The 24,277-nt window shown below is 75.2% G+C and carries 24 protein-coding genes; 12 read left to right on the forward strand and 12 right to left on the reverse strand.

The window, feature by feature from the left end; all coding sequences use genetic code 11:
- The first annotated feature begins 7 nt into the window (after positions 1 to 7).
- From NFX44_RS12675 to NFX44_RS12685, 3 genes are read left to right on the forward strand one after another with little or no spacing between them, the layout of a single operon-like run.
- A complete protein-coding gene (locus NFX44_RS12675) occupies positions 8 to 973 on the forward strand; it encodes a TIGR03885 family FMN-dependent LLM class oxidoreductase (RefSeq protein ID WP_262283716.1) in 966 nt (321 codons plus the stop codon).
- A gap of 37 nt (positions 974 to 1,010) precedes the next feature.
- Complete coding sequence (locus tag NFX44_RS12680) at positions 1,011 to 2,591, forward strand: Na+/H+ antiporter (protein WP_262283717.1); 1,581 nt, start codon at positions 1,011 to 1,013, stop codon at positions 2,589 to 2,591.
- The gene (locus tag NFX44_RS12685; protein WP_262283718.1) at positions 2,588 to 2,845 is read left to right on the forward strand and encodes a UBP-type zinc finger domain-containing protein; all 258 of its coding nucleotides are present in this window, start codon (positions 2,588 to 2,590) and stop codon (positions 2,843 to 2,845) included. Before NFX44_RS12680 ends, NFX44_RS12685 begins: the two co-directional genes overlap by 4 nt.
- 4 nt (positions 2,846 to 2,849) lie before the next feature.
- Here the strand turns inward: NFX44_RS12685 and NFX44_RS12690 are convergent, their stop codons facing one another.
- The 3 genes from NFX44_RS12690 to NFX44_RS12700 are packed head-to-tail and all read right to left on the reverse strand — an operon-like array spanning position 2,850 to position 5,689.
- Positions 2,850 to 3,383, reverse strand: coding sequence for a GNAT family N-acetyltransferase (locus NFX44_RS12690; protein ID WP_262283719.1), 534 nt, complete (start codon positions 3,381 to 3,383; stop codon positions 2,850 to 2,852).
- 12 nt (positions 3,384 to 3,395) lie between these two features.
- Positions 3,396 to 4,649: an MFS transporter gene (locus NFX44_RS12695; protein WP_262283720.1), complete on the reverse strand. Its 1,254-nt coding sequence runs from the start codon at positions 4,647 to 4,649 to the stop codon at positions 3,396 to 3,398.
- On the reverse strand, positions 4,649 to 5,689 hold the full coding sequence (locus tag NFX44_RS12700) for a serine hydrolase (protein ID WP_262283721.1): 1,041 nt from the start codon (positions 5,687 to 5,689) through the stop codon (positions 4,649 to 4,651). Before NFX44_RS12700 ends, NFX44_RS12695 begins: the two co-directional genes overlap by 1 nt.
- A gap of 121 nt (positions 5,690 to 5,810) precedes the next feature.
- Between NFX44_RS12700 and NFX44_RS12705 the strand changes: the two genes are divergently transcribed.
- Positions 5,811 to 6,323, forward strand: a complete 513-nt coding sequence (locus NFX44_RS12705; protein WP_262283722.1) for a GNAT family N-acetyltransferase — start codon at positions 5,811 to 5,813, stop codon at positions 6,321 to 6,323.
- 37 nt (positions 6,324 to 6,360) lie between these two features.
- Here the strand turns inward: NFX44_RS12705 and NFX44_RS12710 are convergent, their stop codons facing one another.
- Both NFX44_RS12710 and NFX44_RS12715 read right to left on the reverse strand, forming a co-directional pair.
- Positions 6,361 to 6,681 carry a multidrug efflux SMR transporter gene (locus tag NFX44_RS12710; protein WP_262283723.1) on the reverse strand — a complete coding sequence of 107 codons (321 nt, stop codon included), beginning with the start codon at positions 6,679 to 6,681 and terminating at the stop codon, positions 6,361 to 6,363.
- 65 nt (positions 6,682 to 6,746) lie between these two features.
- Positions 6,747 to 9,356 (reverse strand): glycoside hydrolase family 9 protein, encoded by a 2,610-nt coding sequence (locus NFX44_RS12715; RefSeq protein ID WP_262283724.1) that lies wholly within the window; start codon positions 9,354 to 9,356, stop codon positions 6,747 to 6,749.
- A 208-nt stretch (positions 9,357 to 9,564) separates the two neighbouring features.
- Between NFX44_RS12715 and NFX44_RS12720 the strand changes: the two genes are divergently transcribed.
- Positions 9,565 to 10,290 (forward strand): PP2C family serine/threonine-protein phosphatase, encoded by a 726-nt coding sequence (locus NFX44_RS12720; protein WP_262283725.1) that lies wholly within the window; start codon positions 9,565 to 9,567, stop codon positions 10,288 to 10,290.
- Between the two features lie 6 nt (positions 10,291 to 10,296).
- On the opposite strand, the gene hrpB is transcribed toward NFX44_RS12720, so the two are convergent.
- Complete coding sequence (hrpB, locus tag NFX44_RS12725) at positions 10,297 to 12,888, reverse strand: ATP-dependent helicase HrpB (protein ID WP_262283726.1); 2,592 nt, start codon at positions 12,886 to 12,888, stop codon at positions 10,297 to 10,299.
- Between the two features lie 96 nt (positions 12,889 to 12,984).
- Between hrpB and NFX44_RS12730 the strand changes: the two genes are divergently transcribed.
- Positions 12,985 to 13,716: a class I SAM-dependent methyltransferase gene (locus tag NFX44_RS12730; protein WP_262283727.1), complete on the forward strand. Its 732-nt coding sequence runs from the start codon at positions 12,985 to 12,987 to the stop codon at positions 13,714 to 13,716.
- Positions 13,717 to 13,808: 92 nt separating this feature from the next.
- Here NFX44_RS12730 and NFX44_RS12735 read toward each other — a convergent pair whose 3' ends face one another.
- Positions 13,809 to 14,633 (reverse strand): SigB/SigF/SigG family RNA polymerase sigma factor, encoded by an 825-nt coding sequence (locus tag NFX44_RS12735; RefSeq protein WP_262283728.1) that lies wholly within the window; start codon positions 14,631 to 14,633, stop codon positions 13,809 to 13,811.
- Positions 14,634 to 14,987: 354 nt separating this feature from the next.
- Here NFX44_RS12735 and NFX44_RS12740 point away from each other — a divergent pair, with 354 nt between their 5' ends.
- The gene (locus NFX44_RS12740; RefSeq protein ID WP_262283729.1) at positions 14,988 to 15,743 is read left to right on the forward strand and encodes an acetoacetate decarboxylase family protein; all 756 of its coding nucleotides are present in this window, start codon (positions 14,988 to 14,990) and stop codon (positions 15,741 to 15,743) included.
- Here the strand turns inward: NFX44_RS12740 and NFX44_RS12745 are convergent.
- Positions 15,692 to 17,281 carry a phospholipase D-like domain-containing protein gene (locus NFX44_RS12745; protein ID WP_262283935.1) on the reverse strand — a complete coding sequence of 530 codons (1,590 nt, stop codon included), beginning with the start codon at positions 17,279 to 17,281 and terminating at the stop codon, positions 15,692 to 15,694. The genes NFX44_RS12740 and NFX44_RS12745 overlap by 52 nt on opposite strands.
- 139 nt (positions 17,282 to 17,420) lie before the next feature.
- Here NFX44_RS12745 and NFX44_RS12750 point away from each other — a divergent pair, with 139 nt between their 5' ends.
- On the forward strand, positions 17,421 to 17,549 hold the full coding sequence (locus NFX44_RS12750) for a hypothetical protein (protein ID WP_255474581.1): 129 nt from the start codon (positions 17,421 to 17,423) through the stop codon (positions 17,547 to 17,549).
- Positions 17,550 to 17,600: 51 nt separating this feature from the next.
- Here the strand turns inward: NFX44_RS12750 and NFX44_RS12755 are convergent, their stop codons facing one another.
- Both NFX44_RS12755 and NFX44_RS12760 read right to left on the reverse strand, forming a co-directional pair.
- Positions 17,601 to 18,587 (reverse strand): pirin family protein, encoded by a 987-nt coding sequence (locus NFX44_RS12755; protein ID WP_262283730.1) that lies wholly within the window; start codon positions 18,585 to 18,587, stop codon positions 17,601 to 17,603.
- 11 nt (positions 18,588 to 18,598) lie between these two features.
- The gene (locus NFX44_RS12760) at positions 18,599 to 19,081 is read right to left on the reverse strand and encodes a MarR family winged helix-turn-helix transcriptional regulator (RefSeq protein WP_262283731.1); all 483 of its coding nucleotides are present in this window, start codon (positions 19,079 to 19,081) and stop codon (positions 18,599 to 18,601) included.
- 126 nt (positions 19,082 to 19,207) lie between these two features.
- On the opposite strand from NFX44_RS12760, the gene NFX44_RS12765 reads away from it, so the two are divergent.
- Entirely contained in the window at positions 19,208 to 19,792 is a 585-nt protein-coding gene (locus tag NFX44_RS12765) for a DUF1684 domain-containing protein (RefSeq protein ID WP_262283732.1), read from the forward strand.
- Between the two features lie 51 nt (positions 19,793 to 19,843).
- On the opposite strand, the gene NFX44_RS12770 is transcribed toward NFX44_RS12765, so the two are convergent.
- Positions 19,844 to 20,431 (reverse strand): general stress protein, encoded by a 588-nt coding sequence (locus NFX44_RS12770; RefSeq protein WP_262283733.1) that lies wholly within the window; start codon positions 20,429 to 20,431, stop codon positions 19,844 to 19,846.
- 109 nt (positions 20,432 to 20,540) lie between these two features.
- On the opposite strand from NFX44_RS12770, the gene NFX44_RS12775 reads away from it, so the two are divergent.
- Together NFX44_RS12775 and NFX44_RS12780 are read left to right on the forward strand one after the other, a co-directional pair.
- Entirely contained in the window at positions 20,541 to 22,367 is a 1,827-nt protein-coding gene (locus tag NFX44_RS12775; protein WP_262283734.1) for a glycoside hydrolase family 15 protein, read from the forward strand.
- A gap of 68 nt (positions 22,368 to 22,435) precedes the next feature.
- Entirely contained in the window at positions 22,436 to 22,936 is a 501-nt protein-coding gene (locus tag NFX44_RS12780) for a metallophosphoesterase (protein WP_262283735.1), read from the forward strand.
- Position 22,937: 1 nt separating this feature from the next.
- Here NFX44_RS12780 and NFX44_RS12785 read toward each other — a convergent pair whose 3' ends face one another.
- Positions 22,938 to 23,162, reverse strand: coding sequence for a DUF3072 domain-containing protein (locus tag NFX44_RS12785; protein WP_262283736.1), 225 nt, complete (start codon positions 23,160 to 23,162; stop codon positions 22,938 to 22,940).
- A gap of 81 nt (positions 23,163 to 23,243) precedes the next feature.
- Between NFX44_RS12785 and NFX44_RS12790 the strand changes: the two genes are divergently transcribed.
- Entirely contained in the window at positions 23,244 to 24,212 is a 969-nt protein-coding gene (locus NFX44_RS12790) for an NAD(P)/FAD-dependent oxidoreductase (RefSeq protein WP_262283737.1), read from the forward strand.
- Positions 24,213 to 24,277 lie beyond the last annotated feature (65 nt).

Consider the following 24,277-nt stretch of genomic DNA (forward strand, 5'->3'; position numbering starts at 1 on the left):
TGCGCCCATGACGGTGTTCGGCTTCCACGCGTCCCACGAACAGATCCACCCGGCCCACCTGCTGGCGGCGGTGATCCACGCCGAGCGGGCCGGCTTCGACGCCGCCATGTCCTCGGACCACTTCTCGCCGTGGAGCGCCCGGCAGGGCCACTCCGGCTTCGCCTGGTCCTGGCTCGGCGCCGCGCTCCAGGCCACCAACCTGCCGTTCGGCGTGGTCAACGCGCCGGGCCAGCGCTACCACCCGGCCGTGATCGCGCAGGCCATCGGCACCCTGGCCGCCATGTACCCGGGCCGGTTCTGGGCCGCGCTCGGCACCGGTGAGGCGAGCAACGAGCACATCACCGGCACCGGCTGGCCGCGCAAGGACGTCCGCGCCGCCCGGCTGCGCGAGTGCGTGGACGTGATCCGGGCGCTCCTCGCCGGCGAGGAGGTCAGCCACGACGGCCTGGTCACCGTGGACCGGGCGAAGCTGTGGACGCGGCCCGAGCAGCCGCCCGCGCTCATCGGCGCGGCGGTCAGCGTCGAGACCGCCCGCTGGTGCGCCGAGTGGGCCGACGGTCTGATCACCGTCAACGCGCCGGTGGCCCACCTGCGGCGCATGATCGACGCCTACCGGGACGCCGGCGGGCGCGGGTCGCTGCACCTCCAGGTGCACGTGAGCTGGGCGCCCGAGCAGGCCGAGGCCGAGGCCATCGCGTACGACCAGTGGCGCAGCAACGTCTTCGCCCCGCCGGTCTGCTGGGACCTGGAACTGGCCGACCACTTCGACGCGGTCAGCGAGGACGTGCCGATGGAGCGGGTCACCTCGGTGGTCAACGTCTCCGCCGACCTGGGCCGGCACGTCGGCTGGCTGGAGGAGTACCTCGCCCTGGGCTTCGACCAGATCGCCCTGCACCACGTCGGGCAGGAGCAGCGCGCCTTCATCGACACGTTCGGGGCCGAGGTGCTGCCGAAGCTCCGTACCGCCTCGTGATCACGTCGGGGTCGCCGGCCGCCTAGGCTCGTAACCCATGGAAGCTCTGATCGAGGTCGTGGCCTTTCTCGCGATCGCGACCTTCGGCGCGGCGCTGGCCCGGCGACTCGGCCTGCTGGCGCCGATCCTGCTGGTCGTGCTCGGCCTCGCGCTGTCCTTCGTGCCGGGCTTCCCGCAGGTCCGTCTCGACCCGGAACTGGTGCTGGTGGGCATCCTGCCGCCGCTGCTCTACGTGGCCGCGCTGAAGACGTCGGTGCCCGCGTTCCGGCTCAACCTCCGGCCGATCCTGCTGCTCGCCGTCGGGCTGGTGCTCTTCACCGCGTTCGTGGTGGGCACCGTCGTCCACCTGATCCTGCCCGGCGTCCCGTACGCGATCTGCCTGGCGCTCGGCGCGGTCGTGGCGCCGCCCGACGCGGTCGCCGCCACGGCGGTGGCCCGGCGGGTGGGCCTGCCCCGGCGGATCGTGACGATCCTGGAGGGGGAGAGCCTGGTCAACGACGCCACGGCGCTGGTGCTGCTGCGGGTGGCGGTGGCCGCGGCCACCGCGGCCGGCGGTCACGTCGGGGTCGGCGCGGTGGCCTGGGAGGTGCTGGTCTCCGCCGGCGGCGGCGTCCTCGTCGGGCTGCTGGGCGTGGTGTTCTTCGGCTCCCTGCACAAGCGCATCACCGACCCGGTGCTGGACAACGCGCTGTCGCTGATCGTGCCGTTCGCGGTGGTCTTCGCCGCCGAGGAGATCCACGCCTCCGGGGTGGTCGCCGTGGTGGTCACCGGGCTGGGCATCGGGCACAAGCAGCCGCTGCTGATGTCCGCCGCGTCCCGGCTCCAGGTGGGGGCGTTCTGGCGGCTGATCCAGTTCCTGCTGGAAGGGCTGGTCTTCCTGCTGGTCGGCCTGCAACTGCCCGAGGTGGTCCGGGACCTGAACGAGCCGGTCGGCCGGCTGGTCGGCGTCACCGCCGCGGTGCTGGCCGCCGTCGTGCTGGCCCGGTTCGTCTGGCTCGTCCCGGCCACCTACCTGGCCCGGCTGGTGCCCCAGGCCCGCCGCCGGGAGGCGCCGACCCCGGTGCAGGTCCCCTTCGTCATCGGCTGGGCCGGGATGCGTGGCGTGGTCACCCTCGCCGCCGCGCTCGCGCTGCCGCTCACCCTGGCCAACGACCGGGCGTACCCGCGGCAGCTGTTCATCTGGCTCGCGTTCGCGGTGATCGTGGTGACCCTGGTCGGGCAGGGCGCCACCCTGCCAGCCGTGGCGCGGGCGGCGAAACTGCCGCCGGACGATCCGGTGCAGGACGCGCTCTCCGCCGCCGCCGTGCAGCAGCAGGCCGGCCGGGCCGCCCGGGAACGGCTTGAGGAACTGGCCGGCGGGGCGCCGGACGCCGTCGTGGAACGGCTGCGCGGGCTGGTGCAGAGTCGTACCAACCTGGCGTGGGAACGGCTCGGGGGTGACACGCGGGAAACCCCCTCGCGGGCGTACGGTCGACTGCGGCAGGAGATGATCGACGCGGAGCGGGAGGTGTTCCGGGCCGCCCGCGACTCCGGGAAGATCCCGGAGGAGGTGCTGGTCCGCGCCTACCGCGACCTGGACCTGGAGGAGTCGTTGCTGCGACAGGAGACCGACGAGTGAGCTGCCAGCACCTGACCGAGGCGAGCGACGCCGAGCCGACGACCACGACCGAGTGCCCCGACTGCGTGGCCATCGGCAACGACGACTGGGTGCACCTGCGGGCCTGCCTGGCCTGCGGGCACGTGGGCTGTTGCGACTCCTCGCCCTACCAGCACGCCACGAAGCACTTCGAGTCCAGCGGGCACCCGGTGATGCGCTCGATCCAGCCCGGCGAGACCTGGCGCTGGTGCTTCGTCGACGAGGAGATCGGCTGACCGCTCAGCCGAGGCGGCGTTCCAGCACCTGGCCGGGCCACGGCGGCCGGCCCGGGCGCTCGACGGTGAACCGGTCGGTGGCGGTGAAGCCGCAGCCCTCGTAGAACCGGACCAGCGCCCGGTCGTCCCCGCCGTAGCAGTCCACCCGGAGCAGCCCCAGGCCACGCTCCCGGGCCAGCTCCGCCGCGTACGCGAGCAGCCGCGCCCCGATCCCGTGGCCCGCGTACGCCCGGTCGGTGACCAGCAGGTTGACGAACAGCTCCGGTTCGGTGGCCGGCGGCACGTACGCGGTGGCCGACCCCACCACCAGGGCGCCCACCGCGACGTCGCCGAGCTGGGCCAGGTACAGCCCGCCGCCGCCCGCCCACGCGTCGGCCTGCGCGATGCGGCGCGGGTCGGTCGAGGCCGGCTCGGTGCCCCACTGGCCGGTCCGGCCGCGCGCCGCCAGCCAGGCGGTGGCGCTGTCGAGCAGCCGCAGCACGGTGGCGGCGTCGGCCGGTCCGCCGGGGCGGATCGCGATGGTCTGCTGGTCGGTCATGCCGCCATGCTGCTACACGGGCGCGGCCGGACGGTCGCCGGCCGGCGACCGGGCCGGCTCCCGGTTCGCCAGCGCCCACCGGGTCAGCGCCGGGGCGGCCAGGCCGACGCCGGCGAAGAGCGCGCCGAGCGCCAGCCAGCCCGGCACCCCGCCGTCGAGCACGAGCAGGGTGAGCAGGGCCGGGCCGACCGCCCGGGCCAGTCCGGCGAGCAGCCCGTCGGCCCCCTGGTAGGCGCCGATGGCGTCCGGCGGGGCCAGGTCGTAGGCGAGCCCCGCCCCGGCGGCGGCGTGCCACAGGTCACCGAACGTCCAGACCGCCGTGGCGGCCAGCAGGAGCACGACCGCCGGGACGGTGGGCAGGCCCGCGGTGACCGCGTAGAGCGGCGTCGCCGCCGCCAGCACCAGGCCGGCCCGGCGGAGCTTCCGCGCGGCGGGAGCGGCGGTGTCCGCGCCCCGGCTCAGCCGGACGGCCAGCAGCACGGTGAGCACCGTGTTGGTCAGCAGCACCGCCGACACCACCGGCGGCGGCGCGCCGGCCCGGGTGACCGTCCAGAGCGGCACCACGAGCGTGAGCACGGTCAGGTGCAGGGCCAGCACCGCCGACGCGCCGCTCACGGCGAGGAATCGCCCGTCCCGCAGCGCCCGCGCCCGCCGCGGTCGGCCGGCCGCGGGAGCGCGGGGCGCCGGCGGGTGGGCCGGCAGCCGCATCAGCAGCACCGCCGACAGCAGGTAGGTGGCCGCGTTCCCGACCACCAGCACCTGGTACGCCCGGTGCGTGTCCACGGCCAGGGCGGACCCGGCCAGCGCGGCGCCGGCCGCGATGCCCAGGTTGGCCACCGCGCGCAGGGTGGCGAAGGCGTGCACCCGGCCCCGCGGGCCGGCGACCGCCGCGACGAGCGCCGCGCGGACCGCCAGGTTGCCGGAGGCCAGCAGGGTTTCGACGATCGCGACCGCGAGGAACACCGGCATCGACCCCACCAGCAGGTACGCCGCCGCCGCGACCGCCTGGCCCAGCTGGATGGCGGCGCGGAGGGTACGCGGGTCGCGTCGGTCGGCCAGCGCGCCGAGTGGCACGCTGGCGGTCAGCCCGACCAGCCAGGCGACGGTGAGGCCGGCGCCGACCGCGGCGGGGGAGAGCCCGACGTCACGGGTCAGGTACAGGGCGCCGCCGGCCAGCCAGAGCCCGGAGCCCACCGTGTTGGCCAGGGTGGCGAGCGAGAGCGTGCGCAGCGTGCCCGGCGGCGGGATCGGCGAGAGCCGACCCATCAGCGGCGTGTGGGCAGGGCTGCGGAGACCTCGGTGATCAGCTCGGCCACCCGGTCGCCCCAGTGGGAGGCGATGACCAGCTCGCGGGCGGGGTCGACCCAGAGCAGGTGCCGGCCGCCGTTGCCCCGCGCGCAGCGGCCCGTCCGGGGCGCGCCCGGCTGCACCCGGTTCGACTCGTTGCGCCACCAGAGGTAGCCGTAGTCGGGGTTGAGCGGGCACGGCGCCCACGTGCGGCGGATCCACTCCGCGCTGAGCAGCCGCCGGCCCTGCCACGTGCCGCCGCGCCGGTAGACCTCGCCGAGCAGGGCCAGGTCGGCGGCGGAGATCCAGAGCCCGCCGCCCCAGTGCGCGCCGCCGCTGACCACCGGCACCCGGATTCCGTCGAGCTCGACCAGCGAGTCCGCGTACCCGTGCCAGGACCAGGAGGAGGAGGCGCCCAGCGGGTCCAGCACGGCCTCGTGGAGCACGTCGCCGAGCGGACGGCGGAACAGCAGGGTCAGCGCCAGGCAGAGCAGGTTCACCCGTACGTCGTTGTTGGCCCACCCGGTGCCGGGCGCGCCCTCCCGCTCGAAGCCCTCGCGACGGCTCTGCGCGTCCGCCCCGGTCGGTTTGCCCCACAGCTCGCCGGTCCAGCCGCTGGTCTGCTGGAGCAGGTGCTCCCAGGTGATCCCCTCGACCCCGAGGCCGGTGAGGAACGGGTGGTCGACGCTGTCGCGCACGTGCGCCGCCGGGTCGAGCAGGCCCTGGTCGAAGGCCACCCCGGCAACCGTGGCGACGACGGCCTTGGTGCCGCTGAACAGCATCTCCGGTGTCGCCGGGTCGCCCCAGGTGCCGATCACCTCGCCACGGTGGCGGATCACGCCGCTCGCCCCGGCGCCCGGCAGCAACGGCCCGGTCACCTCGCGGTGCGACTCGTCGGCCACCTGCGCCGCGAGGTAGTGGTCCATGTCGGCGATACCCTCGGTCACCCGCGTGGCCTGCCGGGCGACGGCGGCGCGCACCGCGCCGAGATCGACGCTGACGTCTTCGTTGACGGTCATGACCTCGACCCTAGGGTGGGCGCCGCGGGGTCGATCGCCCCGCGTCACGCGACCCCCGTCACACCGGCGCCTCCCGGAAATCCCCTCGCGGGCGCGGTGCCGCTCTGCCAGGGTCGGGGCCGTGACGCGCAGCAGGACCGCCCGGGCCGACGAGGTGACCGAGGTGCAGCGGATCGAGGTGGCCTCCGGCGCCCCGTTCCGGGAGATCGGCATGGTCGACGTCGCCGACATGCCGCCGCTGCCGCTGGACGTGCTGGCCGCCGCCCAGCGGGCCGGCCGGCTCCGGGTCGCGGTCGACGCCGCGGACCGGCCCGTGGCCTTCGCCGTGGTCGACCTGGTCGACGGGTGTGCGCACGTGCATCAGCTCAGCGTCGATCCCGGGCACGCCCGGCGGGGGATCGGCCGGGGCCTGCTCGACGACGTGGCCGGGTGGGCCGCCGGGGTGGGACTGCCCGCCCTGACCCTGACCACGTTCCGCAGCGTGCCGTGGAACGGGCCGTACTACGCGCGCTGCGGGTTCCGGGAACTGACCGGGGTCGAGGTGACCCCGGGGCTGGCCGGCCTGCTGGCCGCCGAGGCGGCGCTCGGGCTCGACCCGGCCGACCGGGTCGCCATGCGGCGGCCGGTGGCCTGACGCCGGTTCAGCGGCGGACGTTCGCCGGGTTTCGGTGTCAGTGCGCGCCGCCGAGGTTGAGCACGACCACCCCGGCGATCACCAGGCCCGCGCCGGCCACCTTGGCGACCGTCAGCGGCTCGCCGAGGAAGGCCGCGCCGATCGCCATGATGGCGGCGGTGCCGAGCCCGGACCAGACCGCGTACGCGACGCCGACCGGGATGTCCCTGACCGTCAGGGAGAGCAGGCCGAACGACGACAGGTACGCGACCGCGACGCCGAGCGTGGGCCAGAGCCGGGTGAAGCCGTCGGTCGCCTTGAGCAGGCTGGTGCCGATCACCTCGGCGGTGATCGCGCCGAGCAGTAAGAGGTACGCCATGCCTCCATGATCACGCCTGCCCGGCGATCCGGTGGCCTCCCGCCGGGCGGGAGGCCACCGGTCGGTCAGGAGATGGTGCAGGCGGCGCCGTTGAGGGTGATCAGGTTCGGGTTGGGGTTCGGGCCGCCGGACGTGGAGCCGTTCAGCCCGAAGGTGACCGTGCCGCCGGGGCCGATCCTCGCGTTCCACGACTCGTTCTTCGCCGTGACCGTGGCGCCCGACTGGGTGACCTTCGCCGACCAGTAACCACTCACCTTCTGGTCACCGACGAACGCCCACCGGAGGCTCCACCCGGTCACCGCCGAGCTGCCGGTGTTCCGCACCGTCACCTGGGTGGTGAAGCCGTCCGGCCAGCTGCCGTGGGTGGTGTACGTGACCGCGCAGGTGGGCGCCGGTACGGCCGCCGCGTCACCCTGGTCGGCGAGGAACGACGCCAGCCAGGCCAGCGCGGAGTTCCAGTTGATCGCCACCTCGTTGGTCGCGTACGAGTTGATGTCGTCGACGTAGCAGAACATCGGCGCGCAGCCGGCGAGCAGGTTGGCCGCGTACGGGTCCTGGAGGGCGGCGTTCGGGCCACCAGCGAGGGAACCGGCGGGCGGGTTGGGCAGGTCCGCGTCGAGCTGGTGGGCGAAGATGCGGCTGTGCTGGTTGCGCGCGTGCTGCTCGCCCCAGCCGGTCACGTAGGACATGTTCAGCGCGTTGCGGCCGAGCAGGTAGTCGGCGCTCTGCACGGCCCCGTCGCGGTACTTCGCGTCCCGGCTCAGGTCGAACGCGGTGGCCAGCACGACCGCGTTGTTGACGAGGTTGCTGTTGCTGCCCCAGACGTACGCGTCGGCCCCGCCGGGCAGCGGCAGCCCGTACGCCTGGTCCCGGGCGGTGGCCAGGTAGCGGTCGGCCGCCGCGGTGACCGAGGCGCGGATCCGGGTCCGCTCGGCGGCCGGCAGGCCGTTGGGGACGGTGGCCAGGTCGAGCCGGCCCAGCGCGGCCACGCTCTGCCAGCCGAACGCCCCGCCGGTGGCGAAGACGTCGGCGGTGTGCAGCGGCGAGGCCGTGAGGTCGGTCAGGTACGCCGCCGCGCCGGTGGTCAGCCACAGCTCGACGGCCGCCCAGTAGAACTCGTCGGTCACGTTCGTGTCGTCGTAGGCGCCGCCGCCGGTGCCGTCGGCGGCCGAGGCGTAGACCGCCGGGTGGGCCTTGGCCGCCGCGTACGCGGTCTTCGCGGCGGTGCCGCAGCGGGTCGCGAACGCGGCGTCGGACGGCGCGTAGAGGCGGGCGCACTGGGCGGCCACGGCGGCCAGGTTGAGCGTGGCGGCGGTGGACGGCGGGTGCAGCTCGCGGGGCTGCGGGTCGTCCTGCGGGGCGAGCGGCAGCCCGGTCCAGTTCCGGTCGTGGATCTTGTGGTGGACCATTCCGGCCAGCGGTTGACCGGCCGGCACCTGCATCCGCAGCAGGAACTCCAGCTCCCAGCGGGCCTCGTCGAGGATGTCCGGGACCTGGTTGCCCCGCTCGGGCACCCGCAGGGTGGCGTCGCCCAGTGCCGTCCCGCCGCCGGCGCTCTCGGCGGTCCTGGTGCGTTCGAAGGCGTTGAGCAGCTGGTAGGTGGCGATGCCGCCGTTGACCACGTACTTGCCGTGGTCGCCGGCGTCGTACCAGCCGCCGCGCACGTCGAGGGAGTAGTCGCAGACGCCGGGCTGGCAGGGCACGTCGGTGTCGCCCTGGTTGGGCGCCACGCCGAGGTGGCCGGCCGGGCGGGCGTAGCCGGCGCCGATCAGGTCGCCGTCGATCGGGGCGCCGCTGCGCTGGGCGTAGAAGAACTGGAGCGAGTCGGCGCGCAGCCGGTCGTAGAGGGTGCCGGAGATGTCGAACGGGTGGCTGGTCTCCCCGTCGACGACCAGCGTGTAGCCGGTGCCCGGGGTGCGGTACGCGGAGAAGTCGACCGTCTGCACCCGCTGCCCCGACGCCGCGTCGACGCCGCGCGGGGTTGCGGTCCCGTCGGCCACCACGGTCCCGGCGGCCGAGCGGAGCTGCCAGGGCAGCGCCTCGGCGGCGTCGGTGACCACTGTCGCGTTCTTCGGCCCGCCGGGCAGGTAGCCCACCTGGTTGACCCGCACCCGCGGCCCGGTGTCCGGCTCGTACGGCGGGGCCGCCTCGCCGCCGCGCAGCGAGACATCGTCCAGGCAGAACGTCTGCGCCTCGGCGCTCCCACCGACCTGGAAGATCAGTTGGGCTCCGGCGTTGTCGGCCGGGGCGGTGAACGTCGTGGTGACGTGCCGGGCGGCGGCGGTCGCGGTGGCGTCGACGCTCGCGTAGGTCGTGTAGGGGGCGCTGCCGAGCTGGAGCACCGCCCGGACGGCGGCCCCCGGGGTGGCGGAGACGTCGAAGGAGAGTTCGTACTCGGCGCCGGCGATCAGCGGCACGGCGTCCTGCCCGATGCCGGCGTCCCAGGGGTTCGCCAGGCCGCCGGCGACGGTGGTGCAGAGCCGGCCGTCGGTCACCCCGAGGTCACCGGTGCCGTAGGAGAACCAGGGGGACGTGCCGGCGCTGAAGTCGCCGTTGCGCAGCTGTTCGGGGGCGTCCGGCGGCACCTCGGCGCGGGCCGGGCCGGCGGTGCCGCCGGTGAGCGCCAGGGTGGTGGCCGCGGCGAGGGCGGCGAGCCGACGTCGGGGTGGGGTCACGGAGGTTCCTTCCGTGCGCAGGGGGACGGGGGTCGGAGCTGGGAGCGCTCCCAGTACCAGGCAGATGTTTCCAGCGCGTTCCCCCGCTGTCAATCGATCCGGTCCGATGGCTCCCGCGCCGCCGCGGACAGTGAGATTCACCGCGCCACGTAGCATGGTCCTGATCTCCTAGAGACAACCGAGCCCTACAACTGGCAGGCTGCGTCCCATGACCCTGAAGCTTCGTTCCGTCGGGGCGAGCGACCGTGGGCTGATCCGTAGTGGCAACCAGGACGCCCAGCACGCCGGCGACTGGCTGGTCGCCGTCGCCGACGGCATGGGTGGCATGGCCGCCGGTGACCTGGCCAGCCGGATCGCGATGGACGCGTTCGCGCCGCTGGACGTGGAGACACCGGAGGACGCGCTGGTCGCCGCCCTCCAGGGCGGCATCGAGCTGGCCACCGCGCGGATCCGGCAGGCGGTCGAGGAGGATCCGGAACGCCAGGGCATGGGCACGACCCTCACGGCGCTGCTGTTCGCCCGCACCGGCAGCTGCCTGGCGCTGGCCCACGTCGGCGACTCCCGGGCCTACCTGTTCCGGGAGGGCGTGCTGAAGCAGGTCACCCGGGACGACACCTTCGTGCAGATGCTGGTCGACCAGGGCGTGATCACCGCCGAGCAGGCGAGCAGCCACCCCCGCCGGGCCGTGGTCACCCAGGCGTTGCAGGGCGACGAGATCTCCCCGACCTACGCGACGATGGTGCCCTGGGCTGGCGACCGCTGGTTGCTGTGCAGCGACGGGCTCTCCAACGTGGTCCGCCCCGACACCCTCGCGGAGGTGCTCGGCGGCTACCCGGAGCGGGAGGCGTGCGCGGCCAAGCTGATCGACCTGGCGCTGCGGGCCGGCGGCCCGGACAACGTCACCGTGGTGATCGCCGACGTCGTCGAGGAGTAGCCGGGGTCAGCGCCGGCGCGGGCTGGCGCGACGGGTCGGCTCGGCGCTGGTCGGGTCGTCCGGCCACGGGTGGCGGGGGTAGCGCCCGCGCAGCTCCGCCCGCACCTGCGGGTAGCCGGTCCGCCAGAACGAGGCCAGGTCGGCGGTGACCGCCACCGGCCGGCCGGCGGGGGAGAGCAGGTGCAGCAGCACCGGCACCCGGCCGTCGGCGATCCGGGGCGCGGCCGCCCAGCCGAACGTCTCCTGGAGCTTCACCGCCAGCACCGGGGCGGCCGGGTCGGCGTAGTCCAGCCGGATCCGCGATCCGCTCGGCACCGGGAGCCGCTCGGGCGCCACCTCGTCCAGCCGGGCCGCCTGCCGCCAGTCCAGCAGCCGGCGCAGCGCCGCCGCCACGTCGATCCGGGCCAGGTCGGCCCGGCGGCGCGCGCGGGACAGCTCCGGGCCCAGCCAGGCCGGTGCGGCGGCGAGCAGCGCGGCGTCGGAGACGTCCGGCCACTCGTCGCCGAGCGCCTGCCGGCAGAACGCCAGCCGCCGGCGCAGGGCCGTGGCCTCGGGCGTCCAGGTGAGCAGGGCCAGGCCGTCCTGGCGCAGCCCGGCGAGCACCGCCTCGGTGAGCCGCGCCGGCTCGGGCGCGGCGAGGGGCCGGTCGACCAGCTCGATCGCCCCGAGCCGGACCACCTCCCGGGCCACCACGTCGCCGCCGGACCAGCCGACCTCGCGGTCGGCACGCAGCAGCGGCCCGCCGGCCTCCCGGGCGGTCGACTCGTCGACGGGGGTGGCCAGCCGGACCCGGGCGGTCGGCGCGCCGGGGGAGCGGTCGGCCACGGCGATCGCCAGCCACGCCGACCCGGCCAGCCCCGACCCGGCGGCCAGCTCCGCGGCGGTCCCGCCGGCCATCAGGTACGCGGACCCGCCGGCCCGCCGCACCCGCGCCAACCGCTCCGGGTACGCCAGCCCCACCAGTAGCCCCGCCGCCAGGTCGTCGGGCAGGCGGTCCCGTCCGGAGCGCCCCGAAAGCCGGTCGGGTCCGGCGTTCCCGGAGGTCCGGTCGCCGGGCCGGCGGTCCCGCCCGGAGCGCCCGGAGGCCGGGCCGTCGGGCAGGGCGCTGCGCAGGCGGCGTACCTCGGCCCGCCAGCGGGCGGTGGCGGCCGGGTCGGCGCCGGTGCGCAGCCGGCGCCACAGCGCCGTGAGGTCGTCCCCGGCACCGCCGAGTGTCTCCTCGGCGAGCAGTGCCACCACCTCGGCGGCCCCGTCGGCGCCGACCCGCTCCGCGCCGTCGAGCAGCGCGCGGGCCAGCCGGGGATGCGCTCCGGCGGCTGCGATGGCCCGCCCGCGCGCGGTGATCCGGCCGTCCTCGTCGACCGCGCCGAGCGTGGCCAGCGTGTCCCGGGCGACGGCCAGCGCGGCGGGCGGCGGGGGATCGGGCAGGGCCAGGCCGGCGCCATCCGGGGTGCCCCAGGCGGCCAGCTCCAGCGCGAACCCGGTCAGGTCGGCGGAGGCGATCTCCGGCTCGGGCTGCGGAGCGAGCCGGGCGTGGGTCGCCTCCGACCAGCACCGGTAGACCGCGCCCGGCGCCTCCCGCCCGGCCCGGCCGGCCCGCTGGGTGGCGGCCGCCCGGGACACCGGCACGGTGACCAGGGCGCCCAGCCCGCGGGCCAGGTCGGTGCGGGCCACCCGGCTCAGCCCGGCGTCCACCACGACGCGGACCTCGGGCACGGTCAGGCTGCTCTCCGCCACGGCGGTGGCCAGCACCACCCGGCGCCGGCCGGGCAGCGGCGCGAGCGCGGCGTCCTGCGCGGCGCCGGGGAGCCGGCCGTGCAGGGGCAGCACGGCGACCGCGTCCCGCAGGTCGGCCAGGCGGCCCGCGACGGCGGCGATCTCGCCGGCGCCGGGCAGGAACACCAGCACGTCCCCGGCCCGCTCGCGCAGCGCGCGGCGCACCGTCGCCGCCACGTGGTCCAGCAGCGCCGGGTCGACCCGCCCCGCGCCGGGCGCGGCGACCGGGCGGGACGGTGGCACCCAGATCCGGTCCACCGGGTGCAGGGCGGCCTCGGCGCGGATCACCGGCGCGGCAGCGGCCCCGCCGAGCAGCGCGGCGAACCGGTCCGCCTGCGGGGTGGCCGACATGGCCAGCAGCCACAGGTCCGGCCGGAGCGTGCCGCGGGCCTCCACGGTGAACGCCAGCGCCAGGTCGGCGTCGAGCTGGCGCTCGTGGACCTCGTCGAGCAGCACGGCGCCGACCCCGGGCAGCTCCGGGTCGTGGTGCAGCCGGCGGACCAGCAGCCCGGTGGTGACGACCTCGATCCGGGTCCGTGGACCGACCCGGCGCTCGCCGCGCACGGCGTACCCGATCCGCTCGCCGACCCGCTCGCCGAGCAGCGCGGCCATCCGGTGCGCCGCGGCCCGGGCGGCCACCCGGCGGGGCTGGGCGATCACCACCCGGCCGGGAACCTCGTCGGCGACCGCGAGCGGCGCCAGGGTGGTCTTCCCGGTGCCGGGAGGCGCCACCAGGACCGCCGCGCCGGCCGCGTCCAGCGCCTCGACCAGCGTCGGCAGGACCGGCCGGACCGGCAGGTCCAGGGAGACGTCGGAGAGCACGGACCCACTCTCGCACCCCCGGCCGGGCGGCCGGCGCGGGGTCCTGTTCGACTTCTCACATTGACCGTGACCGCTTCCTCGCGTGGAGTGAGGGTCATGGCGATGATGGCGTACGACGAAGCCTCGGCCGCCGCCTTCGCGGCCACCCGGCACCTGCCGGCCGACGGCCTGGCGAGCTGGCGCGCCGCGGTGTCCCGGCACCTGCCCGTCGGACCCGGCGACCGGGTGCTCGACGTGGGGGCGGGCACCGGCACGTGGGCCGCCGCCTTCCGGGCCTGGTACGGGGTGGACGTGGTGGCGGTCGAGCCGGCGGCGGCGATGCGGGCCCGCTCGGCGTACCCGGGGATGGTGGCCGGGCGGGCGGAGGCTCTGCCCCTCGCGGCGGCCGGCCTGGACGGCGCGTGGATCTCCACGGTGGTGCACCACCTGCCCGACCTGCCGGCGGTCGCCGCCGAGCTGCGCCGTGTGCTGCGTCCCGGCGCGCCGGTGCTGATCCGGTCGGTCTTCGCCGGCCGGGGCGGCGGCGTCTCGCTGTTCCGCTGGTTCCCGGAGGCGTTGCGGGTGGTGGAGGGCTATCCCTCGGTGGCCGAGGTCTGCGCGGCGTTCGAGCCGGCCGGGTTCGCCCCGGTGGCGCTGGAGTCGGTGCCGCAGGTCAGCGCCCGCTCGCTGCGGGCGGCGGCCGACGGGCTTCGCCGCGCCGCGCACACCCCGCTGGCGCTGCTCGACGACGCCGACTACGAGCGGGGGGTGTGCCGGCTGCGCGCGGCGGCGCGGCGGACCCCGCACGCCCCGGTGGTCGATGCGTTGGACCTGCTGGTGCTGCGCTGAACACGGAGCGGCCCGGCCGACGCACCGCCGGCCGGGCCCGAGTGGTCGTCAACGGTGACCGGGCCCGCCGACCCGGTCACCGCCGCCACCCCCTAGTACGTTCCGTCGAGCTGCCCGCGCAGCTTCGTGAGCGCCCGGGCCAGCAGCCGGGACACGTGCATCTGCGAGACGCCGATCTGCTCGGCGATCTGCGACTGGGTCAGGTTGCCGTAGAAGCGCAGGGTGAGGATCTTCTGCTCGCGCTCGTCGAGCGTGGCCAGCGCCGGCCCGAGGGCGACGCGCAGCTCGGCCAGCTCGAACTCGCCGTCCTCGCCGCCGAGCATGTCGCCCAGCTCGGTGGCGCGGTCGCCGTCGCCGGTCGGGGTGGACAGCGACACCGCGTTGTAGGCGCGGGCGCCCTCCAGGCCCTCCAGGACCTCTTCCTCGGTGAGGTTGAGGTGGGTGGCGATGTCGGCGACCGTCGGGGAGCGGCCGAGGGTCTGGAGCAGCGTGCTGTTGGCGTCGGAGATGGCCAGCCGCAGCTCCTGGAGGCGGCGCGGCACCCGGATGTCCCAGGTCCGGTCGCGGAAGTGGCGCTTCAGTTCGCCGATGATGGTCGGGATGGCGTAGCCGGCGAAGTCGACGCCGCGGGACGGGTCGAACTTGTCGATGGCCTTGATCAGGCCGACCGCGGCGGTCTGCGCCAGGTCGTCGGTGGGCTCGCCCCGGCCGCTGTAGCGGTGGGCGAGGTGGTTGGCGAGAGGCAGCCAGGCCTCGATCGCCCGGTCGCGCAGCGCGGCGCGCGACGGGTGGTGGGCGGGGAGCGCCGCCATCGCGTTGAGCAGGTCCGCGGCGCTGTCGGTGAGCGCCCGCGGGTCGAGCTTCTCGGAGGTGGACGGCGTTCTCGTCGCCGGCTCGCTGATCGTGTGCGCGGTCATGGGTGGTCCTCCCTGCACCTCGTCCGCGAAACAAAAAGACGTGACGCTTCGGTTTAGCTTCAGTTAGGCCGTTCGGAAGTCACCTTAGCCTGATCGGCCCGACGAAATCTAGCCGAAAGTACGATGTACTTATGTCGTGTCCTGGCATGAACGGTCTGAACCGGGGCAGAAACCCTCGGATGGCCGGTGCTGCGGTGGACCGAGGCGGCCGGACCCGACTGACCGGACGGCCGATGTCCGAGGCCGACCGGTCAACGTGAAACCCGACAGTTGGCTCACACTGTCGCCTTTCCGTCGTTGTCCCGCAGACGGGACCGCCCGTAGCGTCCAGGTGTACACGTCTACGGAGGCACCGTGCTGGATCCCGCCGCTCCGCAACTCGTCGTCAACGCCCGGACCCTGCTGCTCAGCTGGCTCCCGGCGGACCCCGACGCGGTCGCGGCGCTCGTCCCGGCCGGTCTCCGCCCGCATCCCGATCGCCAGGTGTTCCTCTGCCAGTACGTGGTGGACGACGAGACCCAGACCTCCGGGTTCGGCGCGTACTCGCTCACCTTCCTCGGTGTCTCACTCGCGGACATGGCTCCCCCCGACGGCGATACGCCGGGCGGCTGGTGGACCCACTACCTCGCCTCCAGCCCGCGGGTCCGGCAGTACGCCTCGGCGCGGGGCGCCCCGGCCACGGCCGGGGAGACCCTGGTCGACGTGCGGGGCGGGCGGCTCGCCACCGAGACCTGGGCCGACGGGCGGCCGCTCATCCAGGTGACCGCCGGGGTGGGGCACACCGGCACCGAGGCGCACAGCGGCCACCACCGCTACCTCACGGCCCGCGACGGCGAGCTGATCGTCGCGGACTACCCGTACGTGGCCGAGCCGGTGTCGCCGTTCGAGGTCGAGTCGGTGGAGTTCCTGGCCCCGGAGCACCCGGTCTACGCGCTCCGGCCGGCCAACCCGCTACAGGTCTGCTGGGGCTACTACTCGCCCCGGGTGTCGTTCGCGTACCCGGCCCGACCGAACGCGCTGGACGAGCCGCTGCCCAGCGGCGACCCGGTCGCGGCGGCTCACCAGGTGCCGGCGCGCCGGGCCCGCAGCGGCCTGCCGTCCGGGTCGTAGACCAGCCGGTACGCCGGCAGCGCCCACAGCCGGGTGCGCCAGGGCAGCCGCTCCGGGCGGTGCGGCCGCAACCGCCCCGGCGGGCGGGGCCCGGTGCGCCCGGACTCGTGCCACCGCTCCAGCTCCGCCGCCGCCGAGGTGATCGCCGCGACCGCGTCCGCCGGGTCGAGCAGGTCGTGGTCGTCCCCGCCGTCCGGGTCCCGGTCCAGGTGTTCCCGCCACAGCCGCAGGCGCAGGTCGCGGGCGAACACCCGGGCGCCGTCACCCAGCCCCGCCGGGTCGGTCGGGGCCCGCTCGTCCCGGGTGTCGTCCAGCACCGCGCAGGACAGCTCGCTGTCGTGGGTCCACGAGCGGCGGTTGAAGTTGTCGCTGCCCACGCTGGCCCAGACGTCGTCCACCACGCAGACCTTCGCGTGCACGTAGACCGGGGTGCCCTCGTGGTTCTCCACGTCGAAGACGTGCACCCGGTCCGGGGCGGCCCGGTGGCAGAGTTCGAGGGCCTGCGCGCGGCCGACCATGTTCGGCGGTAGCGCCAACCGGCCGTCCACGTCCGGGTGCCGGGGCACCACGGCCACCAGGTGCAGCTCCGGCTGCTCGCGCAGCGCCCGGGCGAAGAGGTCGGCCACCTCGGTCGACCAGAGGTACTGGTCCTCCAGGTAGATCAGCCGGCGGGCCCGGCGGACCGCCTTGGTGTAGCCCCGGGCCACCGTCCGCTCGCCGTCCGGGGCGAACGAGTAGCGCGGGCGTACCGCCGGGTAGGTGCGCAGCACCTGCACGTGGTGCGGCCCACGGGGCGGCGGGTCGGCGGGCTGGTCGGGCAGCGGGTCCGGGCTCAGGTCCGCGCCGCGCAGCCGATCCCGCAGGTAGGCCATCGGGTTCTCCGAGTCCAGCGGCATGGGGTCGGTCCACCGCTCCCGGAAGGTGGTGTCCAGCGCGCCGACCACCGGCCCGCGGAGCGCGAGCTGCACGTCGTGCCAGGGCGGGTGCGGGCCGTATCGCGCGGACATGGCGACCGGCTGCGGGTCGCCGCCGTGCGCCGCGTCGTCCCGCCGGCTGTGGCAGAGGTCGATCCCGCCGGCGAAGGCGATGTCCCGTTCCGGGTCGCCGGGGCGGCGCAGCACGACCAGCTTCTGGTGGTGCGAACCGCCGCGGCGGACCCGCTGGTCGAGCAGCACCTCCCCGCCGGCGGCGCAGATCACCTCGCTGAGGTCGCGGTTCTCCTTCTCGCTGTAGGAGAGCGCGTCGAGGTGGGAACGCCAGATGAGCCCCTTGACGATCACCCCGCGCTGGGCGGCCCGCGCGAACAGCTGCACCACGGTCGGCCCGTCCGGCCGCATCCGCTCGTCCGGGTCGCCGCGCCAGTCGGTGAAGAAGAGGTGGTCACCGGCCCGGAGGTGTTCCACCTCACTGACCAGCCGGTCGAAGTACGCGCTGCCGTGAATCAACGGCTCGACGAGGTTTCCGCTCGTCCAGACGGGTAACTCTGACCGTGGGTTGGCGCGTTCCTGTGCGGAGAGGAACCAGTCCCGCATAGCCACGTTCCAGCCTCCCGAGGTCGACATCGTCCTCACGGTAGGACCCCCGGCACGGCCCCGCACGCCGACCGTCCCCGGTCGGCCGGGTGTTCGCGTGGGGGTGCGCCGGACCCCTGGATCGCGAAACCGAGGAGGCCCCAGCATGCCCGCCGAGACGCCGAACACCGTGACCGAGTACCGCGAGCAGGCGGTGGAGGGTGAACGGGGTGCGCTGGTGGCGGTCCTGTTGATGGTGATCCTCGGGGTGGCCGGGATCTTCGCCGTCTCCTGAGACCGGCGACGGGCGCCCCGGTGGACCGGGACGCCCGTCGGACGGAGCGGGTCAGGGGCGGTCGCCCTCGCCGCCGCTGTGCGGCAGCCGCTCGGCCGGGATCACTCCGAGCCGGCCGGCCTGGTAGTCCTCGACCGCCTGGACCAGCTCGGCGCGGGTGTTCATCACGAACGGGCCGTAGTGCGCCACCGGCTCGCGGATCGGCTGGCCGCCCATGATGTAGAGCTCCAGCGCCGGGGTGTTGGCGTCCTGCCGCGCGTCGGCGGTGACCCGCAGCGCGTCGCCCGGCCCGTGCACGGCGAGCTGGCCGAGGTGGACCGGCCGCCGGTCGGTGCCCACGGTGCCCCGGCCGGCCAGCACGTAGACCAGCGCGTTGAAGTCGGGCCGCCAGGGCAGGTTCAGCTCGGCCCCGGGCTGGAGCGTCACGTGCGCGATGGTGATCGGGGTGTGGGTCGAGCCGGGGCCCTGGTGTCCGGCGATCTCGCCGGCGATCACCCGGATCAGCGCGCCGCCGTCGGGCGTGGTCAGCAGCGCCGACTCCTTGCCGCGGATGTCCTGGTAGCGCGGCGGGTTCATCTTCGCCACCCGGGGCAGGTTGACCCAGAGCTGGAGGCCGTGGAAGAGGCCGCCGCTCATCACCAGGTGCTCCGGCGGCGCCTCGATGTGCAGCAGGCCGCGACCCGCCGTCATCCACTGAGTGTCGCCGTCGGTGATGGTGCCGCCACCGCCCTGCGAGTCCTGGTGGTCCATGATCCCGTCGATCATGTAGGTCACCGTCTCGAAGCCGCGGTGCGGGTGCCACGGGGTGCCCTTCGGCTCGCCCGGCGCGTAGTCGACCTCGCCCATCTGGTCGAGGTGGATGAACGGGTCCAGCTCGGTCATCGGGACCCCGGCGAAGGCCCGACGGACCGGGAAGCCCTCGCCCTCGTAGCCGCTGGGCGCGGTGGTCAGCCGGCGGACCGGCCGGTAGGTGGTGGACTCGGCGAGCTCCGGCAGGCGGGGCAGGACGAGGACGTCGTCGACGGTGATCGCGGGCATCGCGGGTCTCCTTACTTGTCGGCCGGGGTGGACGACGCGTCGCGGTCGGCGCGGAGGCGCCGGCCGAGCCGCTCGAAGACCCGGGTGAGGCAGGCGACCTCGGCGTCGTCGAGGTCGTCGATCAGGTGGGTGCGCGCGGAGCGCCGGTGGTGCGGCGCCGCCTCGCGCAGGGTCAGCAGCCCGGCGGCGGTGAGCACCGCCTCGCTGCCGCGCCGGTCGTCCGGGCACGACTCCCGGGCCACCAGGCCGCGCTTCTGCATGGAGGAGATCTGGTACGTCAGCCGGCTGGGCGAGAACACCAGGCGCCCGGCCAGCTCGCCCATCCGCAGCCGCTGCCCGGGCGCCTCGGAGAGCAGCACCAGCACGTGGTAGTCGGCGAAGCTCAGCTCGCTGTCGGCGCGCAGGTCCTCCTCAAGCTGGGTGAACAGCCGCTGGCTCGCCTCGATGTAGGCGCGCCAGCAGGCCAGCCGCTCGGGGTCCAGGCTCTCCGTCATGGCCATGACAGTAGCACTATTTAAAATTTAAACAAGGTCTCCGTCGCCGTAGTGACCCGCGCGACAGTGATGTCGTACGGCGGTGATTTTCGAATCTGAACCACAGCGTCGGGCTAGGGTCGGGGGGTGGATGATCTCGACGTGCAGGACTGGCGTGAACGGGTGGCGCGGCTCTACCTCTCCGACCTCGACCTGGCCGGCTTCCGGGCCGCCCGCGACGAGCTGTTCCGCACCCACCCCAGCAGCCCCCTGCCGCCGGCCGACCGGCCCGGCTTCACCGGGCTGCGCTGGTTCCCACCCGACCCGGCGGCCGTGGTCGAGGCGCCCCTGCGCCCCGCCTCGGGCACCGAGAGCATCGACACCGGCGGGCCCGACGGGGTGGTGCGGTACCGGCGGGTCGCGGTCGCCGAGACGCCCTGGGGGCCGCTCACCCTGTGGTGGATCGAGGCGTACGGCGGCGGGCTGTTCCTCCCGGTGCGCGACGCCACCTGCGGGGCCGGGGCGTACGGCGGCGGGCGCTACCTCACCGACACGGTGAAGGGGACCTTCGGGCGCGGCCTGACGGTGCTGCCCGGCAACCGCGTCCGGCTCGACGCCAACTACCTCTACAACCCGAGCTGCGCCTACGACGACCGGTGGGCCTGCCCGCTGGCCCCGCCGGAGAACCGGGTCGACGTCCCGATCCGGGCCGGCGAGCGGTCGTACCACTGACGGCCTGACGCCCCGGCGCGACGGTGCGCCGGGGCGTCGGGAACCGACCGGTCAGCGGGCGGTGGCGCCGGTCGGGGTCAAATGCATCCGGCCGAGCAGCTGCCGGGCCTGGTCGGCCAGCTCCGCGTCCACGGTGACCGCGTACTGGCTGGCCCGCAGCGAACTCGCCGAGGTGAAGTCGCGCTGACCCCCGGTCATGGCGTGGGCCACCGCGCCGAACACGGCGCCCCAGATCGCGCCGATCACCAGGCCCACCACGATCACCGCGAGCCAGTTCCCCGCGGTGAAGATGCCGAAGAGCAACCCGATGAACAGGCCGAACCAGGCGCCGGTGCCCGCGCCGACCAGGGCGGCCCGGCCCGTGGTCAACCGGCCCATCACGGTCTCGACCAGGGTGAGGTTCGTCCCCACGATCGCCGTGCGTTCCACCGGGAACCGGTTGTCGGCCAGATAGTCCACCACCCGCTGCGCGGACGGATAGTCCGGGTACGACCCGATCGTGACGGTCGGCGGGCCGGCCTGCGGCCCGTGCCCGTCCCCGCTGGGCGGCGACGGGCGGCCGCTCGGACCGGACGGGAGGTTGTCGCTGCCCGGCATACCGGGCCGCCAGGCCGCGGTCGGACTCGAGGAACTGGTCATGAGCATCCTCCTTCGTCAACCCGCCGCGTTCCCACCCGCGTCGGGCGGTAACGCGGCCGTCCGGACCGATGCCGGCGCATGGCGGCCGCCGGCTCGGGTAGCCAACCCCGTGCGGACCGGACGGATCAGCGAGCACGGTTTCCTCGCCGACGGGCACAGCGCCGCCCTGGTCGACCAGGCCGGCGCGGTCAACTGGTGGTGCCCGCCCCGCTTCGACGCGCCGTCGGTGTTCGGCCGTTTGCTCGACGACGCGGCCGGGCACTGGAGCATCCGTCCCGTGGGCGGGTTCACGAGCACACGGTCCTACCTGGACGACACGCTCGTGCTGCGTACCGTCTTCACCACCGCGACCGGGACGGCGGCCGTCACCGACGCGTTGGCGCTGGAGCCCGGCGCACGCGGGCACCGGATCGGGCTGCGGTCACCGCGGGTGCTCGCCCGCGTGGTCGAGGGGCTCACCGGCGAGGTGCCGATGCGCGTCGACTACGCGCCGCGCTTCGAGTACGGCCGGGTCACCGCCTACCTCACCGACACCGACGGGGTGATCGCGGCGACCGGCGGCGCGGACCGGCTGGAGCTGCGCGCCAACGTGCCGTTGACCTGCGGCGAAGGTTCCGCGTCCGGGCGGTTCACCGCCCGCGCCGGCAGCACCCACCACTTCACCCTCGGGTACGCCCCGACCTACCAGGGTGGCGCTCCGGCGCTGCCCGACGCCGACCAGGTGCTGGCCGACGCCATCGCCGGCTGGCGGTCCTGGGCCGCCCTGCACGACTACCACGGCGACTACCACGACCTGGTCCGCCGCAGCGCCATGGTGGTGCAGGGGATGACCTACGGGCCCAGCGGGGCGGTGGTCGCGGCGGCCACCACCTCGATCCCGGAGGAGCTGGGCGGCGACCGCAACTACGACTACCGGTTCGTCTGGCTGCGCGACTGCAGCCTCACCCTTCAGGCGCTCTGGCTGGCCGCCTGCCCCGACGAGGCGGACCGGCAGTTCAGCTGGGTGGCCCGGGCCGTGGGCCGGACCGGCGACGAGCCGGTGCCGATCATGTACGGCGTCGAGGGCGAGCGGGACCTCACCGAGCACCCCCTCGACCACCTCGCCGGATACGCCGGCAGCCGGCCGGTCCTGGTCGGCAACGACGCCTGGCGGCAGCGGCAGAACGACGTGCTGGGCGAGGTCCTCGACGCGGCGTGGCTCATGCGGTACTACCTCGACCCGATGTCCGCCGAGGTGCGGCAGTTGCTGCACGCCCTCGCCGACCAGGCGGTGGGGGAGTGGCACCGGCCCGACGCGGGGATGTGGGAGGCGCGCGACGGCGAGCGACACTATCTGTCGTCCAAGGTGCAGTGCTGGACCGCGCTGGACCGGGCCGTCCGGTTCGGAGCCCGCATCGGTGAACCCGCCGACGTGGCGCGCTGGGCGGCCGCCCGCGACGAGGTACGCGCCGTGGTGCTCCGCCGGGGCTGGAACGACCGGGTCGGCGCGTACACCGGCGCCTTCGACTCCGACGAGCTGGACGCCTCGGTGCTGATCATGCCGCTGGTCGGCTTCCTGCCCGCCCGGGACCCGCGGATGCGCGCCACGATCGACCTGCTGGAGCGCCGGCTGTCCCGCAACGGCCTGCTGCGCCGCTGGAACGACGACCCGGCGGGCTTCCTGATCTGCTCGTTCTGGCTGGCGGCCTGCCTGGCCGAGGCCGGCGAGCTGGACCGGGCGCGGCGGCTGTTCGCGCAGCTCGCCGCACAGGTCAACGACCTCGGCCTCCTTGCCGAGCAGATCAACGAGAACACCGGTGAGCAGCTGGGCAACTTCCCGCAGGCGTTCTCGCACATCGGCCTGATCAACGCCGCGGGCCGGATCACCGCGGCCGCCGGGCGGCGCGGCGGCCAGCCGGCCGCGCCGACCGTCCTCATGGAGGACCAGGGGGGCTGAGCCGGAGCGCCCGGGTCCGGTGCCGGCGCCACCGCGACAGCGGGACCGGCGGGGGGCAGGATCGGGGCATGGAGCTGGTCATCATGGCCGACACGCACGTGCCGAAGCGGGCGCGGGACCTGCCCGCGCCGCTCTGGGCGGCGGTCGAGGCCGCCGACGTGGTGCTGCACGCCGGCGACTGGGTGGACGTGTCGCTGCTGGACGCCCTGGAAGCCCGGTCCCGCCGGCTGGTCGGGGTGTACGGCAACAACGACGGACCGCCCCTGCGCGCCCGGCTGCCGGAGGTGGCCCGGGTCGAGCTAAACGGGCTGCGGGTCGCGGTAGTGCACGAGACCGGACCGAAGACCCGCCGGGAGGAGCGCTGCGCCGCCGCGTTCGGTGACTGCGACCTGCTGGTGTTCGGGCACTCCCACATCCCGTGGGACAGCGTGGCCCCGGGTGGCCTGCGGCTGCTCAACCCCGGCTCACCCACCGACCGGCGGGCCCAGCCGCACGCCACCTACCTGACGGCGCGGGTGGCGGCGGGGCGGCTCGACGGGGTCGAGCTGCACCGCCTGTCCCCGCGCTGAGTCACCGGCCGCGACCGGTCTCCGCCTGGAGCTCGTCGATCCGGCGGGACGCCTCGGCCTTGGTCAGCCCGTCCGGCACCTCCTCGCCCGCCTCCCGGGCCAGGGTGTGCAGGTACGACTCCTGCGCCGCGGTCGGCGGCTCGTCGCCGGTGACCCAGTCGTCCGGGTCCTTCACGGCGGCGTCCGGGTTGACGTTGTCCTTGCTGCCGCTGCTGCGGTCGGCCATGGGTGATCACCTCTCCTCGAACAGGTGTTCCACTACCCCCGTCGCGCGGTCTTCATGCCGGTCGCCCCCTACGATCATTCGATGACTGCGGACCGGGCGGGTGTGGTGGTGGTCGGCGCGGGCGTCGCCGGGGTGGCCTGCGCGGCCGAGCTGTCCCGCGCCGGCATCCCCGTCCGGATATGCGAACGGGCCCGGGTGACCGGCGGGCGGATGGCCAGCAAGCGCTTCGAGGGCCGCCCCGTCGACCTGGGCGCCGCCTACTTCACCGTCGACGACCCCGACTTCGCCGCCGTGGTCGAGGGGTGGCGGGCCGCCGGCCTGGCCCGGGAGTGGACCGACACGTTCGTCGCGTACGGGCCGCGGGGGCGCGAGGAGGTGGCCGGCCCGGTGCGCTGGGCCGCCCCGCGCGGGCTCCGCTCGCTCGTGGAACACCTGGCCGGGGACCTGCCGGTGGCGCACAACCGGCTGGTCATGACCGTCGAGCCCGGTCCCCGCGTGGACGGGCGGGCCGCCGAGGCGGTCGTGCTGGCCATGCCGGGCCCGCAGGCCGCCCTGCTGCTCGACCCCGCGCTGGCGGCGGCCACCCGGGCGGTGGCGGCCCAGCGCTGGTCCTCCGCGCTGGCCGGGGTGCTGCGCTTCCCGGCCCGCCGCTGGCCGGACTTCCGGGGCGCGTTCGTCAACGACCACCCGGTGCTGAGTTCGGTCTGCGACGACGGGGACCGGCGCGGCGACGGCGCCCCGGTGCTGGTCGCGCACACCACCGCCGAGTTCGCCTCCGGGCACCTGCTCCAGCCCACCGCCGCCGGCCCCGCCATCGAGCAGGCCGTCCGCGACCTCCTCGGCCTGCCCGAGCCGGCCGAGCTGACCCACGTGCACCGCTGGACGTACGCCAAACCCGCCGCCGGCGGCGACGGCCCCTACCACCTGGACGACGACGGGATCGGCCTCGCCGGCGACGCCTTCGGGCGGCCGCGGGTGCAGGGCGCCTGGCGCTCCGGCCGGGACCTGGGCCGTGCCCTGGCCGCCCGGCTGCTCGCGGAACGTGGCTGACCGGTGCCACTGCGCGCAGGCGACCCGTCACCCACGGGTATCCTTCGGCGGGGAGGTGCAGGGGC

The sequence above is a fragment of the Micromonospora sp. MA102 genome, from assembly GCF_025460765.1.
GTDB lineage: Bacteria > Actinomycetota > Actinomycetes > Mycobacteriales > Micromonosporaceae > Micromonospora > Micromonospora halotolerans.

Bases quoted from the DNA above. Each gene is read 5' to 3' on its own strand.
- NFX44_RS12730 (WP_262283727.1), top strand. From the start codon at position 12,985: ATGGCGATGATGGCGTACGACGAAGCCTCGGCCGCCGCCTTCGCGGCC.
- NFX44_RS12750 (WP_255474581.1), top strand. From the start codon at position 17,421: ATGCCCGCCGAGACGCCGAACACCGTGACCGAGTACCGCGAGCAGGCG.
- NFX44_RS12690 (WP_262283719.1), bottom strand. From the start codon at position 3,383: ATGACCGACCAGCAGACCATCGCGATCCGCCCCGGCGGACCGGCCGAC.
- NFX44_RS12710 (WP_262283723.1), bottom strand. From the start codon at position 6,681: ATGGCGTACCTCTTACTGCTCGGCGCGATCACCGCCGAGGTGATCGGC.
- NFX44_RS12680 (WP_262283717.1), top strand. From the start codon at position 1,011: ATGGAAGCTCTGATCGAGGTCGTGGCCTTTCTCGCGATCGCGACCTTC.
- NFX44_RS12770 (WP_262283733.1), bottom strand. From the start codon at position 20,431: ATGACCAGTTCCTCGAGTCCGACCGCGGCCTGGCGGCCCGGTATGCCG.
- NFX44_RS12760 (WP_262283731.1), bottom strand. From the start codon at position 19,081: ATGACGGAGAGCCTGGACCCCGAGCGGCTGGCCTGCTGGCGCGCCTAC.
- NFX44_RS12700 (WP_262283721.1), bottom strand. From the start codon at position 5,689: ATGACCGTCAACGAAGACGTCAGCGTCGATCTCGGCGCGGTGCGCGCC.
- NFX44_RS12675 (WP_262283716.1), top strand. From the start codon at position 8: ATGACGGTGTTCGGCTTCCACGCGTCCCACGAACAGATCCACCCGGCC.
- NFX44_RS12755 (WP_262283730.1), bottom strand. From the start codon at position 18,587: ATGCCCGCGATCACCGTCGACGACGTCCTCGTCCTGCCCCGCCTGCCG.
- NFX44_RS12735 (WP_262283728.1), bottom strand. From the start codon at position 14,633: ATGACCGCGCACACGATCAGCGAGCCGGCGACGAGAACGCCGTCCACC.
- NFX44_RS12785 (WP_262283736.1), bottom strand. From the start codon at position 23,162: ATGGCCGACCGCAGCAGCGGCAGCAAGGACAACGTCAACCCGGACGCC.
- NFX44_RS12720 (WP_262283725.1), top strand. From the start codon at position 9,565: ATGACCCTGAAGCTTCGTTCCGTCGGGGCGAGCGACCGTGGGCTGATC.
- NFX44_RS12780 (WP_262283735.1), top strand. From the start codon at position 22,436: ATGGAGCTGGTCATCATGGCCGACACGCACGTGCCGAAGCGGGCGCGG.
- NFX44_RS12695 (WP_262283720.1), bottom strand. From the start codon at position 4,649: ATGGGTCGGCTCTCGCCGATCCCGCCGCCGGGCACGCTGCGCACGCTC.
- NFX44_RS12790 (WP_262283737.1), top strand. From the start codon at position 23,244: ATGACTGCGGACCGGGCGGGTGTGGTGGTGGTCGGCGCGGGCGTCGCC.